This window comes from Clostridium sp. AM54-37XD (assembly GCF_003478225.1).
In the GTDB taxonomy this organism is placed as follows: Bacteria; Bacillota; Clostridia; order Lachnospirales; family Lachnospiraceae; genus Coprococcus; species Coprococcus ammoniilyticus.
In genome coordinates this window covers 57421-72478 of record NZ_QUEV01000001.1, presented here as the reverse complement: position 1 = coordinate 72478, position 15058 = coordinate 57421, and the positions used below count along the sequence as shown (strand labels likewise).

General features: G+C 41.6%; 15 protein-coding genes and 1 riboswitch. Of the genes, 13 read left to right on the top strand and 2 right to left on the bottom strand.

Annotation, left to right across the window (positions count from 1 at the left end; translation table 11 throughout):
* Positions 1–57: 57 nt before the first annotated feature.
* The 8 genes from DXA07_RS00350 (at position 58) to DXA07_RS13820 (ending at position 6750) form a co-directional block, all read left to right on the top strand.
* Positions 58–714: an HAD family phosphatase gene (locus DXA07_RS00350; RefSeq protein WP_118482830.1), complete on the top strand. Its 657-nt coding sequence runs from the start codon at positions 58–60 to the stop codon at positions 712–714.
* A 116-nt stretch (positions 715–830) separates the two neighbouring features.
* A complete protein-coding gene (locus DXA07_RS00345) occupies positions 831–1193 on the top strand; it encodes a TIGR04086 family membrane protein (RefSeq protein WP_117808504.1) in 363 nt (120 codons plus the stop codon).
* 86 nt (positions 1194–1279) lie between these two features.
* Positions 1280–1429, top strand: a complete 150-nt coding sequence (gene scfA, locus DXA07_RS00340) for a six-cysteine ranthipeptide SCIFF (protein ID WP_008401634.1) — start codon at positions 1280–1282, stop codon at positions 1427–1429.
* Between the two features lie 103 nt (positions 1430–1532).
* On the top strand, positions 1533–2897 hold the full coding sequence (scfB, locus tag DXA07_RS00335) for a thioether cross-link-forming SCIFF peptide maturase (protein WP_117808505.1): 1365 nt from the start codon (positions 1533–1535) through the stop codon (positions 2895–2897).
* Positions 2898–2917: 20 nt separating this feature from the next.
* Positions 2918–5161: a protein translocase subunit SecD gene (gene secD, locus DXA07_RS00330; RefSeq protein ID WP_117822489.1), complete on the top strand. Its 2244-nt coding sequence runs from the start codon at positions 2918–2920 to the stop codon at positions 5159–5161.
* A 171-nt stretch (positions 5162–5332) separates the two neighbouring features.
* A complete protein-coding gene (locus DXA07_RS00325) occupies positions 5333–5998 on the top strand; it encodes an HAD family phosphatase (RefSeq protein ID WP_243013937.1) in 666 nt (221 codons plus the stop codon).
* A 166-nt stretch (positions 5999–6164) separates the two neighbouring features.
* Positions 6165–6470: an aldo/keto reductase gene (locus DXA07_RS13825; protein WP_348980708.1), complete on the top strand. Its 306-nt coding sequence runs from the start codon at positions 6165–6167 to the stop codon at positions 6468–6470.
* On the top strand, positions 6394–6750 hold the full coding sequence (locus DXA07_RS13820) for an aldo/keto reductase (RefSeq protein ID WP_348980707.1): 357 nt from the start codon (positions 6394–6396) through the stop codon (positions 6748–6750). The genes DXA07_RS13825 and DXA07_RS13820 overlap by 77 nt, the downstream gene beginning before the upstream one ends.
* On the opposite strand, the gene DXA07_RS00315 is transcribed toward DXA07_RS13820, so the two are convergent.
* Both DXA07_RS00315 and DXA07_RS00310 read right to left on the bottom strand, forming a co-directional pair.
* Positions 6705–8009 carry a HAMP domain-containing sensor histidine kinase gene (locus tag DXA07_RS00315; RefSeq protein ID WP_118482828.1) on the bottom strand — a complete coding sequence of 435 codons (1305 nt, stop codon included), beginning with the start codon at positions 8007–8009 and terminating at the stop codon, positions 6705–6707. The two genes, DXA07_RS13820 and DXA07_RS00315, sit on opposite strands and share 46 nt — an antisense overlap.
* Complete coding sequence (locus DXA07_RS00310; RefSeq protein ID WP_182429547.1) at positions 8006–8698, bottom strand: response regulator transcription factor; 693 nt, start codon at positions 8696–8698, stop codon at positions 8006–8008. Before DXA07_RS00310 ends, DXA07_RS00315 begins: the two co-directional genes overlap by 4 nt.
* A 193-nt stretch (positions 8699–8891) precedes the next feature.
* Between DXA07_RS00310 and DXA07_RS00305 the strand changes: the two genes are divergently transcribed.
* The 5 genes from DXA07_RS00305 to DXA07_RS00285 are packed head-to-tail and all read left to right on the top strand — an operon-like array spanning position 8892 to position 14935.
* Positions 8892–11174, top strand: coding sequence for an ABC transporter substrate-binding protein (locus DXA07_RS00305; RefSeq protein WP_182427532.1), 2283 nt, complete (start codon positions 8892–8894; stop codon positions 11172–11174).
* A gap of 31 nt (positions 11175–11205) precedes the next feature.
* Positions 11206–12129 (top strand): sugar ABC transporter permease, encoded by a 924-nt coding sequence (locus tag DXA07_RS00300; RefSeq protein ID WP_118482822.1) that lies wholly within the window; start codon positions 11206–11208, stop codon positions 12127–12129.
* Positions 12126–12983, top strand: coding sequence for a carbohydrate ABC transporter permease (locus DXA07_RS00295; RefSeq protein WP_118482820.1), 858 nt, complete (start codon positions 12126–12128; stop codon positions 12981–12983). Before DXA07_RS00300 ends, DXA07_RS00295 begins: the two co-directional genes overlap by 4 nt.
* 30 nt (positions 12984–13013) lie before the next feature.
* Complete coding sequence (locus DXA07_RS00290) at positions 13014–14033, top strand: hypothetical protein (protein ID WP_118482819.1); 1020 nt, start codon at positions 13014–13016, stop codon at positions 14031–14033.
* 11 nt (positions 14034–14044) lie between these two features.
* Positions 14045–14935, top strand: a complete 891-nt coding sequence (locus DXA07_RS00285; protein WP_118482817.1) for an ABC transporter permease — start codon at positions 14045–14047, stop codon at positions 14933–14935.
* Positions 14936–14967: 32 nt separating this feature from the next.
* Positions 14968–15043: riboswitch (cyclic di-GMP riboswitch) on the top strand.
* The last annotated feature ends 15 nt before the right edge of the window (positions 15044–15058 follow it).

Genomic DNA, 15058 nt, shown 5'->3' with positions numbered 1-15058 from the left:
TATAGAAAGAAAGGGACCACGCCCGAACAGGCGTGGTCTTTCAATGAGGTGACATAAATGGCATTAAGAGCGGTAGCATTTGATATGGATGGAGTCCTGATCGATTCCGAGAAGGTATACAGAATGTGCTGGTTGAAGAATGGATTGTCCATCGGTATCCCGGAGAATGAGATGTCGAAGATCTGTGACCGGATGGCAGGTGGAACCAAGAAGACAAATGCACATGTGATGAAAGAAAAGATGGGCGAGGATTTTGATTATCTTGCATTCAGACAACGTACAGTGGATATGGTCGAAGCATATATGAATGAGCATGGTGTTGAATTAAAGCATGGCGTGATCGAGACACTAAAGACTTTAAAGGCAAGAGGGATCAAGATGGCGGTTGCAACCTCGACGGATCGGGAACGGGCAGAGGATAAACTGGTTCGAAGCGGACTGCTTCCGTATTTTGATGATGTGATCTGTGGGGATGAGATCGAGCGCGGAAAACCATACCCGGACATCTATCTGAAAGCCTGTGAGAAGCTTGGTACGAAGCCGGAGGAGACAGTTGGAGTAGAGGATTCCATTAATGGTGTGACAGCCTCCCACGATGCAGGGCTGTATACCCTTATGGTGATCGATCTGATCCAACCGGATGAAGAAACGAAGAAGAAAGCAGACCGTATCAGCAACGATATATTTGAGCTGACGGAATTATTTGAAGACTGATGAAGCAGTTTGACTTCGAAAATGACATCTGAAAATGATTGATATAGCAGAATAGAGAATGATCTCTGGAATGAAAGAAAACCTTCCGGCATATAGTAGTGTCAGGAGGTTTTTCTATGATTACAGGACAGAAAATTTTCAGCCTTTTAAAGGCACTTGCGGTATCTTACATAATAACGGCAATCCTGCTGCTTATAACGGCATTCCTCATGTACAAGCTGGGACTGGGTGATACGGTGATTCATCTGAGTATTATCATCATTCATGGCATCTCTGTATTCCTTGGTGGTTTTCTTACCGGCAAGATGGTAAAGGAGCAAAAATATATCTGGGGATTAATGCTTGGAGTGTGTTATGTTTTGGTGATCGGTATTGTATCTTTCATTATGAACGGTACGATCCATATCTCTGCCGGAGGGACATTGACGAATGTGATCCTGTGTCTGGCGGCCGGAATGCTTGGCGGAATGCTGGGTTAGAGACAAGTTTTTCGTAAAAATACTTTGACTTTAAAGCATGTTGTGTTATAATTTCGCTATATGACATAAAAAGGAGAAGTGTACCTATGAAGAGAATAAAGACACTCACAAACAGAACAATGAAGAACACAATGGTTAAGGGCGGATGCGGCGAATGCCAGACATCATGTCAGTCAGCTTGTAAGACATCATGCACAGTCGGAAATCAGAGCTGTGAGAATGCTGAGAACAAGTAAGAGATCATTGTAGACAGACAACCACAAAGGGGACCGTCAAACAAATGACAGTCCTCTTTCGTTGCGTGTCAGAAAAATTAATTCACAAGATGGGAGAATTTGTATGGTACATCAGTACAAAAGTAATGGATATAATATCGTACTCGATGTATGTAGTGGGTCTGTTCACGTAGTGGATGACCTTGTGTATGATATTATTGCAAATTACGAAAATCATACAAAAGAACAGGTAATAGAATTGCTGCCATCCTATGATAAGGATGAAGTATCGGAAGCCTATGACGAGGTAACCGGCCTGGTAGAAGACGGAACACTATTTACAGAAGACATATTCAAAGATTATATCATTGATTTTAAAAAGAGAAAAACAGTGGTAAAGGCTCTGTGTATCAATATTGCACATGACTGTAATCTTGCATGCAGATATTGTTTTGCAGGAGAAGGTGAGTACAAGGGTGACAGAGGTCTGATGCCACTTGACATAGCAAAGAAATCTCTGGATTTCCTCGTTGCCAATTCCGGTAACCGTGTAAATCTTGAGGTCGATTTCTTCGGCGGTGAGCCACTTATGAACTGGGATGTCGTAAAAGAGACCGTTCGATATGGAAGAAGCCTGGAGGAGAAGCATAATAAGAAATTCCGTTTCACACTGACAACAAACGGTGTGTTGTTAAATGATGAGGTAATGGAATTTGCCAATAAAGAGATGGCAAATGTCGTATTATCCATCGACGGAAGAAAAGAGATTCATGATTACATGCGTCCGACCAGAAATGGAAAGGGAAGCTATGATCTGTTACTTCCAAAGTTTCAGGAATTTGCAAAGAAGCGTGCCGGAAAGAGTTATTATGTAAGAGGCACTTATACGCATAACAATCTGGATTTTTCAAAGGATGTATTACACATGGCAGATCTTGGATTTGACCAGATCTCCATTGAGCCGGTTGTATCTCTGCCGGACGAGCCTTATGCGATAAAGGAAGAGGATATCCCATATCTGTTAGATCAGTATGATATCCTTGCAAAAGAGATGATCAAAAGACATAAAGAAGGAAGGGGCTTCAATTTCTTCCACTTTATGATAGATTTGACAGGGGGACCATGCGTGGCCAAACGTCTGTCGGGGTGTGGTTCAGGTACAGAATATCTGTCAGTTACACCATGGGGCGACCTTTATCCGTGCCATCAGTTTGTCGGTGAGGATGGGTTCTGCATTGGAAATGTAAATGAAGGTATTACGAAGCCGGAACTTGTTGATGAGTTTAAGCTCTGCAATGTCTATGCAAAGGACAAGTGTAAGGACTGTTTTGCAAGATTCTATTGTAGCGGTGGCTGTGCGGCGAACTCATATAAATTCCATGGAAATATATTAGATGCGTATGATATCGGATGTGAACTTCAGAAGAAGCGTATCGAATGTGCGATCATGATCAAAGCCGCATTAGCAGATGAAGAAGAAAATCAATAAGGAGGACAAAGGTAAATAAGATGAAGAAAGCAAGAAAAAAAGCCATATGGGTATTGATCCTGTTCCTGCTTGTGCTTGCGGGTTCCATCTACGTTGCATTGTTTGGTGTAGGCGACAGAGGAAAAGCAAAGTATATCAGCCTTGGACTTGATCTGAAGGGTGGCTTAAGTGTAACCTATGAGATTCAGGATGAGGATTACAGTGATGCAGATGTTCAGGATACGATCTATAAGCTGCAGAAACGTATTGATTCCCATACAACAGAGCATAACGTATATTCAGAGGGAAATGGTAAGATCACTGCCGAAATTCCGGGTGTAACAGATGCAGATGCAATTCTGGAAGACCTGAGTATCGAAGGTAAGTTAGAGTTCTTAGATCCTGAGAATTATGAATTATGGTCACAGGGCAAGGAATATACTCCAGCTCTTACCGGTGATGATATTAAGGGTGCAGATGCCAAGATTGATTCTACAGAGACCGGTGATGACAATGTAGTACAGTTGTCATTCACAACAGCAGGTGCTCAGAAGTTTGCAGATGTAACAACAGCAAATGTAGGAAAGATCGTCTATATCGTATATGATGGTGAAGTTGTAAGTGCACCAACTGTACAGCAGGCAATTACAGACGGAAATGCTGTTATCAACAGCATTTCAACATATGAAGAGGCAGACAGCCTTGCTACTACGATCCGTATCGGTGCATTGCCACTGACACTGAAGCAGGTACGTTCTAATATTGTCGGAGCAACTCTTGGTTCAGAAGCAGTATCAACAACGATCAAAGCAGGTATCATTGGTATTATCTGTATCTTCATTATCATGATCTGCGTATTCAGAATTCCGGGTCTGATCGCATCATTATCATTGACACTTTATACATTTATGATCTTACTTGTTATGAACCTGTTCAATGTTACATTGACACTTCCGGGTCTTGCAGGTATCATCCTTTCTGTAGGTATGGCGGTCGATGCGAACGTCGTTATCTTTACACGTATTAAAGAAGAACTGGCAACAGGTGCTTCTGTTAAGCAGTCTGTAAAAGCCGGATTCCATAATGCGTTATCAGCGATCATCGATGGTAACGTGACAACCCTGATCGCAGCACTTGTGCTTGGTATCTTCGGAACCGGTACGATCAAGGGATTTGCAATCACACTGGCAATCGGTATCGTATTATCTGTATTCACAGCACTTGTTATCTCTCAGATGGTACTGAATGCACTTGTAACACTTGGCGTAACAGATGTAAAATATTTTGGAAAAGCAAAAGAGCCTGGTAAGGTTAATTTTGTAAAGGGTGGTAAATATTGTATTATCGCTTCTGTTCTTGTCATCGTGATCGGCTTCTGTTTCATGCCGATCTTTGCAAAGACAAAGGGAAGTGCATTGAATTTAAGTATTGATTTTGCAGGTGGTACATCAATCACAGCAGAATTTGACAAAGCATATTCATTATCTGAGGCAGAGAAAGACATTGTTCCTGTTATCGCTGAGGCAGCAGGCATCAGTGAGGCAGATATCTCTGTTCAGACTGTTTCCGGTACAAATGAGATCGTATTCAAGACCACAGAGCTTACGACTCAGGGTGATGATTCTCAGTTGACAAAGGTAACAGCTGCACTCAGCGAGAAGCTCGGTGCGACAGTAACAAATTCCGATAATATCAGTGGTTCAGCCAGCAGCGATATGACAAGGGATGCATTCCTTTCTGTAGCACTTGCAGCCGTTCTGATGCTCATCTACATTGTAATCCGTTTCAAGGATGTGAAGTTTGGTGTAAGTGCGGTATTAGCCCTTTGCCACGATGTAGCTATGGTATTTGTTCTGTATATCTTACTTCGGTTATCCGTTGGTAATACCTGTATCGCATGTATGCTGACAATCTTCGGTTACTCGATCAATGCAACGATCATCGTATTCGATCGTATCCGTGAGAATATCGCAAATGCAGGAACAAAGAAAGATTACAAGCATATCGTTAATTTAAGTATTAACCAGACGATCACCAGAAATATTTATACATCCTTAACAACATTTGTTACGATCTTCGTATTATATGTAATGGGTGTAGCAGCGATCAAAGAGTTCGCATTTACTCTGATGGCCGGTGTCGTAATCGGTGCTTATTCTTCTATCTGTGTAACTGGTCCATTGTGGTACTACTTCAAGACCGGATTTGGTAAGAAGAAGGATGCTGCAAATGGCAAGAACAGCAAGAAAGCGGTAGAGAAGAAGAAAACAGCAAAGGCGCAGTAATTAGCTGTCGTCGATAGAATGAAAAACAGACAAGTATGTAGGATTTACATATTTGTCTGTTTTTTCGTTGTGTTACAGGAATGTTTATGCTGTGTGTTATTAAAATTAATACATAATGACAATGCATTGACGGGTGATAAAAGCTGTGATATGTTGAAGCAAAGGAGGTGCATGATTGAAACAATGAAACGATTTGAAGCGGTTATATTTGATATGGATGGGGTTATATTCGACTCGGAGCTGCTGGTTATAAAGTGTTGGCAGGTCGTTGCGGATAAATATGGAATCAAGAACATAGAAGACACTTGTCACAAATGTCTGGGACTGAATAAGGATGCGACCAAAGAACTGATGCTTGGGGTGTATGGAGCAGATTTTCCTTATGATGAGTATAAGGCGGAGATGTCGGCACTGTTCCATGAACAGGCGGCGGGAGGAAAGCTTCCGATGAAACCGGGAGTTACCGGTCTGTTGCAGACATTAAAAAAGAATGGAAGAAAGGTTGCGCTGGCATCTTCTACCAGGAAAGCAGTTGTCGAACAGGAGCTTCGGGATGCAGGTATCCTTCCGTATTTCGATCGGGTAATTTGCGGAGATATGGTAAAGCGGAGCAAACCGGAGCCGGATATCTATCTGGAAGCATGCAGACAGATCCATGTGATGCCGGAGCAGGCATACGCCATAGAGGATTCTTATAATGGTATCCGTTCTGCACATGCAGCGGGACTGCATCCGATCATGGTGCCGGATCTTGCACCGGTCACGGAAGAAATGCAGGAGCTGTCGGATGTCATTCTGGATTCCCTGACCGAAGTAGAGAAATATCTGTTTTTATAAAGAATTAAATCTTTCAATCGGGAATTAAGTTTTATAATCAGGAATTAAGTCTTATAATCGGAAATTAAGTTTTACATTTTACTAAAAAGATATATAAAAACGCTTGACCTTAAGTTCACTTTAAGTTGTAGAATATGTCTAGCATAAAGTTTAACAAGGAGACAATATGTATACAAATACTTTAACATTGGCAAATGGTGTAGAAATTCCACAGTTAGATCTTGGAACCTGGTTTATAGACGATGGAGACATGGCAGATGCAGTTAAGGCGGCTGTGAAGCTTGGTTATCGTCATTTTGATACAGCACAGGCATATGGCAACGAGCAAGGCGTAGGGGAAGGAATCAGAACCTGCGGTATTCAGTGTGATAAGCTGTTTGTTGTATCAAAGGTCGTTGCTGAACATAAGACCTACGAAGAAGCCTCCACTGGAACTGTTAGAATACTGCCAGAAGAACGGAATCGCAGTTGAGGCATATTCACCGATCGCTCATGGTGAGATCCTTCATGAACCGGAGATTGAAGTTATGGCTGCAAAATACAATGTATCTGTTCCACAGCTCTGTATCCGTTATACCTTACAGCTTGGAACGAGCTCATTACCAAAGACAGCAAATCCTGCACATATGGAGAGCAATGCACAGGTTGATTTTGAGATCAGCGCAGAAGATATGGAACTTCTGAAGCATTTCAAGCATATCGAAAGCTATGGTAAGAGCGGTGGTTTCCCGGTATACGGAGGTAAGCTGTAATTCCATGTTAGGGAAAATACACTTCCCTGAGAGGAGTTGTCTGATACTGTAAGTTCAGCGCTATGAAGATCTGCTATGCTTTTTGCGATACTGAGACCCAGACCAAAGTGTGTTTTGTGATTGTTGCGCTTTGAATAGAAGGTTTCAAATATGTGCGGTTTATCTTCATCGCTTATGCCCGGACCCGTATCTGCCACGGTATAGCACAGTCGTTTATTCTGCGTGGATACAGACAGGGAGACATGACCGTTTGTTGTGCAGGATATCGCATTATCAACCAGAATGGAGATGCATTGAAGTATTCTGTCCTTATCCATACAGCAAAGAGGAAGCGGATCATCCGGCAGAGAAACAATAAGGTCGAGATTCTTCTGAATCGCGACAGGCTCGAAACGATCATAACATTCAATAATAATATCTTCCGGCTGGGTATCTTTAAAGTTTTCCCGGCCGGATTTTTTTATGTCTGCAAATGTGAGAAGATTATTTATCATATCTGTTATCCGGTTACATTCTCTGTCTGCTGTGGATAAATAGTCTTTGTCAGCCGGACTTAGATGATTGCCGGAGAGTCCGTTGAGACAGGATTTTATAATGGCAAGGGGAGTTTTTAATTCATGCGAAGCCACAGCAATAAAAAGATCCTGTTTCTGATAGGCTTCATTTACCGGTATAAGAATCTTCTTCATGAAAAAATATGACACGATAGACAACAGGATAATTGCGATCACCGTTACGATCAAAAACAGAATACTCATCTTTATTTTGTATGCAGAGATGAGAGCATTGTTGTATACCGTATGTATGGTATAGTAGGTGCCCCCTATATTTATAATGCTGTAGCTGTTCCAGTAATCCGTATGGTCATATCGGACAGTATAAAATCGGCGGTGGCTGTCTCCTTTGTTTATGGTACTGTAATAGTCATCCCAATATTCAGACTGCATATAAGGCGATGCGGACTGAAGGATGGCTTTACTTTCTTTGAAAGCCTCTGTCGATAAGACCTTTTTATCATTTCGCAGTATATCGATATTAAGGTTTTTGGTGTTGTATTCATTAAGAATGTTCATATCGATAATATTTGTCTGGTTCAGATAGGAATATAACAGATTTGTATCTTTAGAGTAGGAAGCATATGTGCTGTTTGAATATTCCTGCACGACAGCATAAAACAGCAATATGGACATGGTTGCGAGGATTATAGTTATGACAGAGGATAGAAATACAGTGAGTTTTTTCCTGAGCTGTTCTATCATTTTGGTGATTCCTCCTTTTCATATACAAGGGTATAACCGCTTCCGTATACTCCCTTTATCGTAATTCGGCTGTGAACCGTTTTCAGTCTGTTCCTCAGAAAATAAACATAATTCAGGATATTTCCATTTCCAACATTGGAATTAAGCCCCCATATAGCTTCGATAATCTCGTCATGGCTGACAAGTTTACCGGCTGATCTGAGCAGCAGCTCAAATAGCTGGGATTCCCGATTTGTGAGCTGGACAGACCGGCCGTCACATTGGATCGTGCGGCTGTCTATGAGATAATTGATATCACCATAAGAATAGTCAAATGAATGGATCTGGTGGGATCTGCGGTAAAGAGCATTTATTCGTGCCAGTAATTCATCAAATTCAAATGGCTTAACGATATAGTCGTCAGCACCCAGTGAAAAAGCTGCTGTTTTGTTTTCAAGTGTGCCGAGGGCGGTAAGCATTATGATGGGAATTGAGATTTTGTCAAAATATAGTTGGTTTAAAATATCAAGACCTGACTTATCAGGCAGCATCCAGTCAAGCACAATTATATCGATATCAACACCTGAATATATCAGTTCAGTGCATTGTTTTCCAGTTGTACACAGGTATACGGTGATACCATGTGCTTCCATTTGTCTTTTTAGTACTTTTCCCAGATCTGTATCATCTTCTACGAGCAGCAGTTTCATGTAAATCTCCATTTCCCTATTACGGTATAAAATATCATTAATACAATAAGTATAGTAATTCATTTTCCAGATGTTTAAAAGTAATATATATAATTTAGATGTTTTTTAGACAATCGTGCAGATCGGTGGTGTTACAATCGATATATCGAAAGTGGAAATGATTGTAAAAGTATTTGTAATAAGGGAGGTAGACATGAAACGTATCGGGTTTTATTTAATAATGCTTATTGGCATGATGTTATGCTGGGGTTGTGGGGACCATAAGATAACAGAATCTACAGAGACAGAGGCGGGTTTGTCGGAATACCGGATGGCACAGCTTGATATGACCCAGATCTGTGGATTTGGCAAGGTTCAAGATGAATATGTATGCATCGGAGAAGCTGAAAATGGGGGCTATATCAGGCTGACAGGAGAAAAGCCGGATGGAGATTTCCGGCAGGAAGAACTTAAGCTTGATTCTGTTATGGACGAAACGGATATGATCACGGCAGCAGATATGGATGAAGCCGGGAGCATGTATTTGGCAGTCAGCAGGATGGATGATAAAAGAGATATAACGGGCAGAATCGTGAAGGTGATGCCTGATGATACAGTTCAGATACTGGCAGATCATATAGAAGAAAATGTAAAAAATATCAGACTGACGGCTGATGGATATATCATTGGTTGCGCGGATGGGGTGATACAATGCTTTTCCATGGAAGGGCAGAAGAAATACGAAATAGAAAATTCTGACTATACGGATATCTGTGTAGCTGGTGATAAACTGGTTGTTCTCACAGCACGGGATATAGAGACCTATGATATATCGGATGGTCATATGCTGGAAACGATTACGTCTTTTGATGATACCTTGACGGAAGGACTTGAAGATGCAGCTTCGGAGAAAGGAAAAGATGCACTTAGCTGCAGCAATATCATGAAGTATGATGAAAAGTCTGATCAGATATACATTATGCTTGGAACGGGTTTATTTGCATATAAGCTCTCTGACAAGCTGGGGACAAGGCTTACGACATTTAAAAGTGCTGATATAAGATATGACTTTGTTGTGGAGGATTCGGATACATTTGTAGCTGTCACTGGTGATAAGAGTGGAAATAAGAGGATCGTTGTATATTCATCATCCGATGCATATGCAGCTTATAACAGTACAAAAGAAGCTTCAGACAGCAGAACCGTTACCGTATATTCTCTTTATTACACAGAGAGTTACGAAAATCTGATCACGTGGTATGAAAGTGATCATTCGGATATCACGGTGCAGTACATATGGGGCGTGGATGACCAGAATGGAATATCAGAAAAGGATGCCATAAGTTCTTTAAATACACAGCTTCTTGCAGGAGAAGGACCTGACGTCATTATCATGGATGGATTGAATGTAAAAAGCTATGAGAATACAGGGGTGCTTATGGATCTGTCGCAGGTTCTTGATGATATACAGAAGGAGAATCCATCCTGCCTTAAGAATGTACTTTATACATATAAGAATGAGGATGGTTCAGTATATGCCATACCCGCCATGGAGACATTTACAGCAGTTATCGGGCCGGAGGCTGAGATAAGGAATGTGACCGATGTTCAATCCCTTGTGGCTTATATAAACAGTCAGGACAAACCAGCCGATGGGAATGATCTGTCATTTTACTATTTGGAGTCTTATTTTGATACCCTGTATCCTGTATATGCATCGGAGATCGTTGATATGGAGGAGCATTATGACAGAGAAATGCTAAAGAAATTTCTGGAGGATCTCAGACTTTTATACGACTTAGAGATGGCGAGAACGACGCAGGATCAGATCAATGACTGGACTGCAAGGTTCGGAGCTTATGAGGAAAATATAAAAGACAATTATTCAGGATATATGAGCCCGTTATTTAACCGGGAATGGTCTGGCAGGAAGCTGGCATTTGTGGATATGAAGACGATGAGCGAGGCATGGTTGTTTTACAGCATAAAGGAAGATTCCATGGTTGGAATGGAGGATAACACGGCAAACCGTGATTATGACTATGAACCGTGGGGTACGGATGAGGGAATGATATATGTGCCAAATACAATCCTTGCGGTCAATAGCAAAAAGGAGAACAGGGATAGTGCGGTTGAGTTCGTAAAAGCGTTATTCAGCGCAGAGGTACAGAAAAAGTATTATGGAACAGAATGTGGAAATCCGGTAAATATGGATGGCGTGCGGGCATGGAATGAGGATGCTCTCAGTATGGGAACGCCGGGAGGTGCTATTGAAGTCGGCGGGAATAATTATCTGAACTGGACATATTGGCGGACGGACGAGTATCTGGAAGATTATATAGATAAGTTGAGCAGACTCTGTGTGCCTTCAAATCCGGATGTAAGAATTCGCAGCATGATAAGGGAAAATGCGACTGATTATCTGGAAGGAAATGCGAGCCTTGAGGATACTTTGAATATAATTGATAAATTGTTAAATGTATATCTGAAAGAATAGAAATGGATGGTCAGGGAGGCGTTTTATAATCATGAAGATAGATAGAAAAGAAATGAATGGAACGTCTGAATTTATCATACCGGGATTTGTGGGTATTATGATCTTCGTGATCATACCGCTTGTGGATGTATTTATATCATCGTTTCAGAAATCAGGAACGGGAAGCTTTGCCGGTCTGCAAAATTATGCTCTGGTTATGGAGAATGATGCATTCCGGCTGGCGGCAGGCAACTCTATACGTTTTGAACTTGTGAGTGTACCTTTGCTGATCGTTATCTCGCTGGTAGTGGCTATAGAGGTTCATGGAATGAAAAGTAATATTATGAAATTTGCATTTCTTATCCCGATGGCGATTCCGTCAAATTCCCTCACTGTAGTATGGCGTATATTATTTGATGATCAGGGCGTGGTGAATAATATGATCATAAGGTGGGGACTTGGCGAACCGGTAAGCTTCTTTTCCGGCAGGGCAGTTTTCTGGCTGTTTGTATGCACATTTATATTTAAAAATATTGGATATAACATGTTGATCTGGCTGTCGGGTTTGTCTGTAATTCCGGTGGAGATATATGACGCGGCAAAAGTTGATGGAGCTGGCAGATTTACACAGATCTGGAAGATCACGCTTCCAAATATCAGGAGACCGTTTTTTATCGTGGCTATGCTGTCGGTTGTAAATTCGCTGAAGATTTTTCGTGAACAGTATCTTATGGCAGGAGGATATCCAGATATGATGATATATCAGATTCAGCATATATTTAATAACTGGTTTGAGAAGCTGGAGATCAGTAAGCTGACAGCAGGAGCGGTTCTGACTGCGCTGGTGTTCTTTGGTGTGATATTGATCATAAAGTGTATATGTCTTACAGACTGGTATGGTGTGAAGTTAAAAATCCGTAGGGGATTCTTATTAAGAAAACCAAAGCAACAAGAAAGAGGGGAAGGGTGCAGATGAGATGGGTTTCAAAGGGCGTACATTTGTCCATAAAGTTTTTCGTGCTTATGGGCGCAGCATTGTCCGTTCTGCCATTGGTGTTTCTGATCGGCGGAGCATTTATGGGAGAATCGGAGCTTGAACAGATCGCAGCTCCTGTTATAAGCGGAGGTTCAGGTTATGCTTCCTGGCATTTCATTCCTTTATATCCGACATTTAAGAATATAATCGAGCTGTTGTTTGATACACCGGAATACTATGTGCTTTTCTGGAATTCTGTGAAGATCGTGGGCGTTATACTTATCGGACAGCTTGTGTTTGCTGTTCCTGCGGCGTGGGGGCTTGCCAGAAGCCGGAACAGGCTGTCGAAGATTATATATGGGTTATATGTGTTCTGTATGATCCTGCCATTTCAGGTGACGATGTTATCCCAGTATCTGGTGTTGAACAGGTTGAATATGATAAATACACATTGGGCGGTCATACTGCCATTTGTGTTCTCTACATTCCCTATATTTATTATGTACAGTGCATTTGAACAGGTTCCTGATTCGGTGATAGAGGCTGCCAGACTGGATGGAGCGGGTGGCTTTAAGGTCTTTATCTATATGGCGGTTCCGATAGCAAAAAGAGGGATTCTTGCAGCAGTGATACTGGGATTTCTTGAGTACTGGAATATCGTGGAGCAGCCGGTGGTATTTTTAAAGGACAAATATCTGTTGCCATTATCGGTATATCTGCCGGATGTGACTGGGGGAAGTGCAGGAAAAGCATTTGCATTTGCTCTGTTCAGCTGTATTCCTTCTCTTATCATATTTTATATCGGAAAAGATATTCTGGCAGAGGGCATATCCATAGGATCTGCGGATGACTAATCGCAGGGTAATTTACAGGGAGAAAATGATATGAAACGGAAAAAAGGATTTAGGATCGTAAGAATTATAATAATATTTCTGGTAATCGTTGTTGCAGGAACTGTTATGTCAAGATTTGCAAGCAGCACCTTGACGCCCAAGGTAGAGATTATATATGCATCATCCGGCAGTATATCAAGGGATGTCGTACAGGATGTGATGATCGAGGGCGACAGCAGGGCTCCTGTATACAGTTATCCTGATCTCATGGTTCAGGCAATATATGTGCATACGGGAAGTTATGTAAAGAAAGGAGACAGGCTTATGAAGATCGAGGCAGGAGAGCTTTCATCCATATATCTGACGAAAAAACTTGAGCGGAAGAATCTGAAGGAACAATATGTGTACGCATGGGGAGATGAGAGAGCGTTAGTGGAAGAGAATATTGCGGATGTGGACAGACAGCTGAATTATCTGGAAAAGCTGACCACAAATGAGGGTGTCATATATTCCGAGGTGGAGGGGCTTATATCAGAGGTTCGGGTGGATGTAGGAAGCAGAACCACAGAGGAGGCAGCATTTGTGGTTATGGAGAGCTCGGATGAATATACAGTACGAATCCCGGTAACGAGTGAGCAGAAGCGTTATATAGAAAAAGGAGATAAAGTTATTCTTCATATAAATGATACCAGTGTGAATACGGAAGTAACGGCAGTATACAGTGATACCACAAATGAGCAGGGGTATATCGTGGAGACGGTTATATCCGGTGAACTGGTAAATGTAGGAGACAGTGTTCTGGCAGATATCTCCCATCAGTCTGAGAAATATGATTTTATCGTTCCGGTGTCCGCGATATATGCAGATGTTGTAGGTTCGTATGTGCTTGTAGAGAGATCAAAGGATACGATCCTTGGAACAGAGCTTGTGGCTGCAAAAGTATATGTGACGGTAGGAGATACAAATAATTATGAAGTAGGAATTAAGAAAAGTTCCCTGACAGGCGACGACAGGATCATAGCCAGTTCGGACAAGAAGATCGAAGCAGGGGATACGGTTCGGGAGAAATAGAGGGGTTGACGATGAAACGATTTGTGATTGGTATACTGGGAGCTGCTTTATTATCAGGTATGGCGGTGTGGAATATCATACATGCGGAATATATCAGCGGAACTTATGATAATGACAGAAATTATGCGTATCTTACGACAGAACAGGTCACATATAACAAAATGAAAAATGAAGACTATATAAAAGGCACATATCTTATTGACAGGGATGTATCGGTAACAGGTAATGGCGTATATAAGCAGATCACGGCAGATATAGTAACTGTAGATTTTGACGTGGAGGATATGCTCGGTATAAGTGGAAGACTGGCAGAAAATGATATGGGCGGATGTATTATAAGCAGCGGGCTGGCATATCATTTGTTCGGAAGTATTTATGCTACAGGGTATACGGTGACAGTCCAAGGTGTTGATCATGTTGTGCGGTCAGTAACGGATTCAGAGGATAACTTTATATTGATTCAGGCAGGTCAGGAACGTGGAGAAGACTGGGAGCTTGTTGAGCATAGAGAAATAAGTGGTCTGGTGATCGATATATCGGAGGAGAACTACAGAGGGGAGTATGCCACAGAGGTCGGTGAACACCATGGCTATAGTTCGGACTGTTACTATGTAACGGACTACCTGAATATTTTACCGAATATAAATCTGCCTGCAAAGTGGTCAGACTTTGATTTCTGGGCGGAGTCGTCCAGTGAATGGAAGCAGATGTCGGAGAGAAGATTATATGCTGATAAGGATGTGTTTGAAATATTTTATTATAGGCAGAGGCAGCAGTTGAACCTGTACAGATGGCGCAGCGTTATATCCGTTATTTTATTAGCAGGCTGGTGTGTGACGACTAGATTATGTATAAAATACGGGAAATACACAAAGCGTATAAAATTCTCATGTATTTATTGACTTTTTTATATCCGATATTAATATAAAGCATATATGATATTTGGCAAAGCATTCTAAAGGATGTGACGCAGAGCTATAGGGCCTGTAAAATGGCAGCCAGTTGCATTTTTACTAAACGAACAT

Excerpts from the sequence above, each read along its gene's own strand:
- scfA (WP_008401634.1), top strand. The coding sequence starts at position 1,280 with ATGAAGAGAATAAAGACACTCACAAACAGAACAATGAAGAACACAATG.
- DXA07_RS00315 (WP_118482828.1), bottom strand. The coding sequence starts at position 8,009 with ATGATAGAACAGCTCAGGAAAAAACTCACTGTATTTCTATCCTCTGTC.
- DXA07_RS00350 (WP_118482830.1), top strand. The coding sequence starts at position 58 with ATGGCATTAAGAGCGGTAGCATTTGATATGGATGGAGTCCTGATCGAT.
- DXA07_RS00300 (WP_118482822.1), top strand. The coding sequence starts at position 11,206 with ATGAAGATAGATAGAAAAGAAATGAATGGAACGTCTGAATTTATCATA.
- scfB (WP_117808505.1), top strand. The coding sequence starts at position 1,533 with ATGGTACATCAGTACAAAAGTAATGGATATAATATCGTACTCGATGTA.
- DXA07_RS13825 (WP_348980708.1), top strand. The coding sequence starts at position 6,165 with ATGTATACAAATACTTTAACATTGGCAAATGGTGTAGAAATTCCACAG.
- DXA07_RS00305 (WP_182427532.1), top strand. The coding sequence starts at position 8,892 with ATGAAACGTATCGGGTTTTATTTAATAATGCTTATTGGCATGATGTTA.
- DXA07_RS00310 (WP_182429547.1), bottom strand. The coding sequence starts at position 8,698 with ATGAAACTGCTGCTCGTAGAAGATGATACAGATCTGGGAAAAGTACTA.
- DXA07_RS00325 (WP_243013937.1), top strand. The coding sequence starts at position 5,333 with ATGATTGAAACAATGAAACGATTTGAAGCGGTTATATTTGATATGGAT.
- secD (WP_117822489.1), top strand. The coding sequence starts at position 2,918 with ATGAAGAAAGCAAGAAAAAAAGCCATATGGGTATTGATCCTGTTCCTG.
- DXA07_RS00295 (WP_118482820.1), top strand. The coding sequence starts at position 12,126 with ATGAGATGGGTTTCAAAGGGCGTACATTTGTCCATAAAGTTTTTCGTG.
- DXA07_RS00345 (WP_117808504.1), top strand. The coding sequence starts at position 831 with ATGATTACAGGACAGAAAATTTTCAGCCTTTTAAAGGCACTTGCGGTA.
- DXA07_RS00290 (WP_118482819.1), top strand. The coding sequence starts at position 13,014 with ATGAAACGGAAAAAAGGATTTAGGATCGTAAGAATTATAATAATATTT.
- DXA07_RS00285 (WP_118482817.1), top strand. The coding sequence starts at position 14,045 with ATGAAACGATTTGTGATTGGTATACTGGGAGCTGCTTTATTATCAGGT.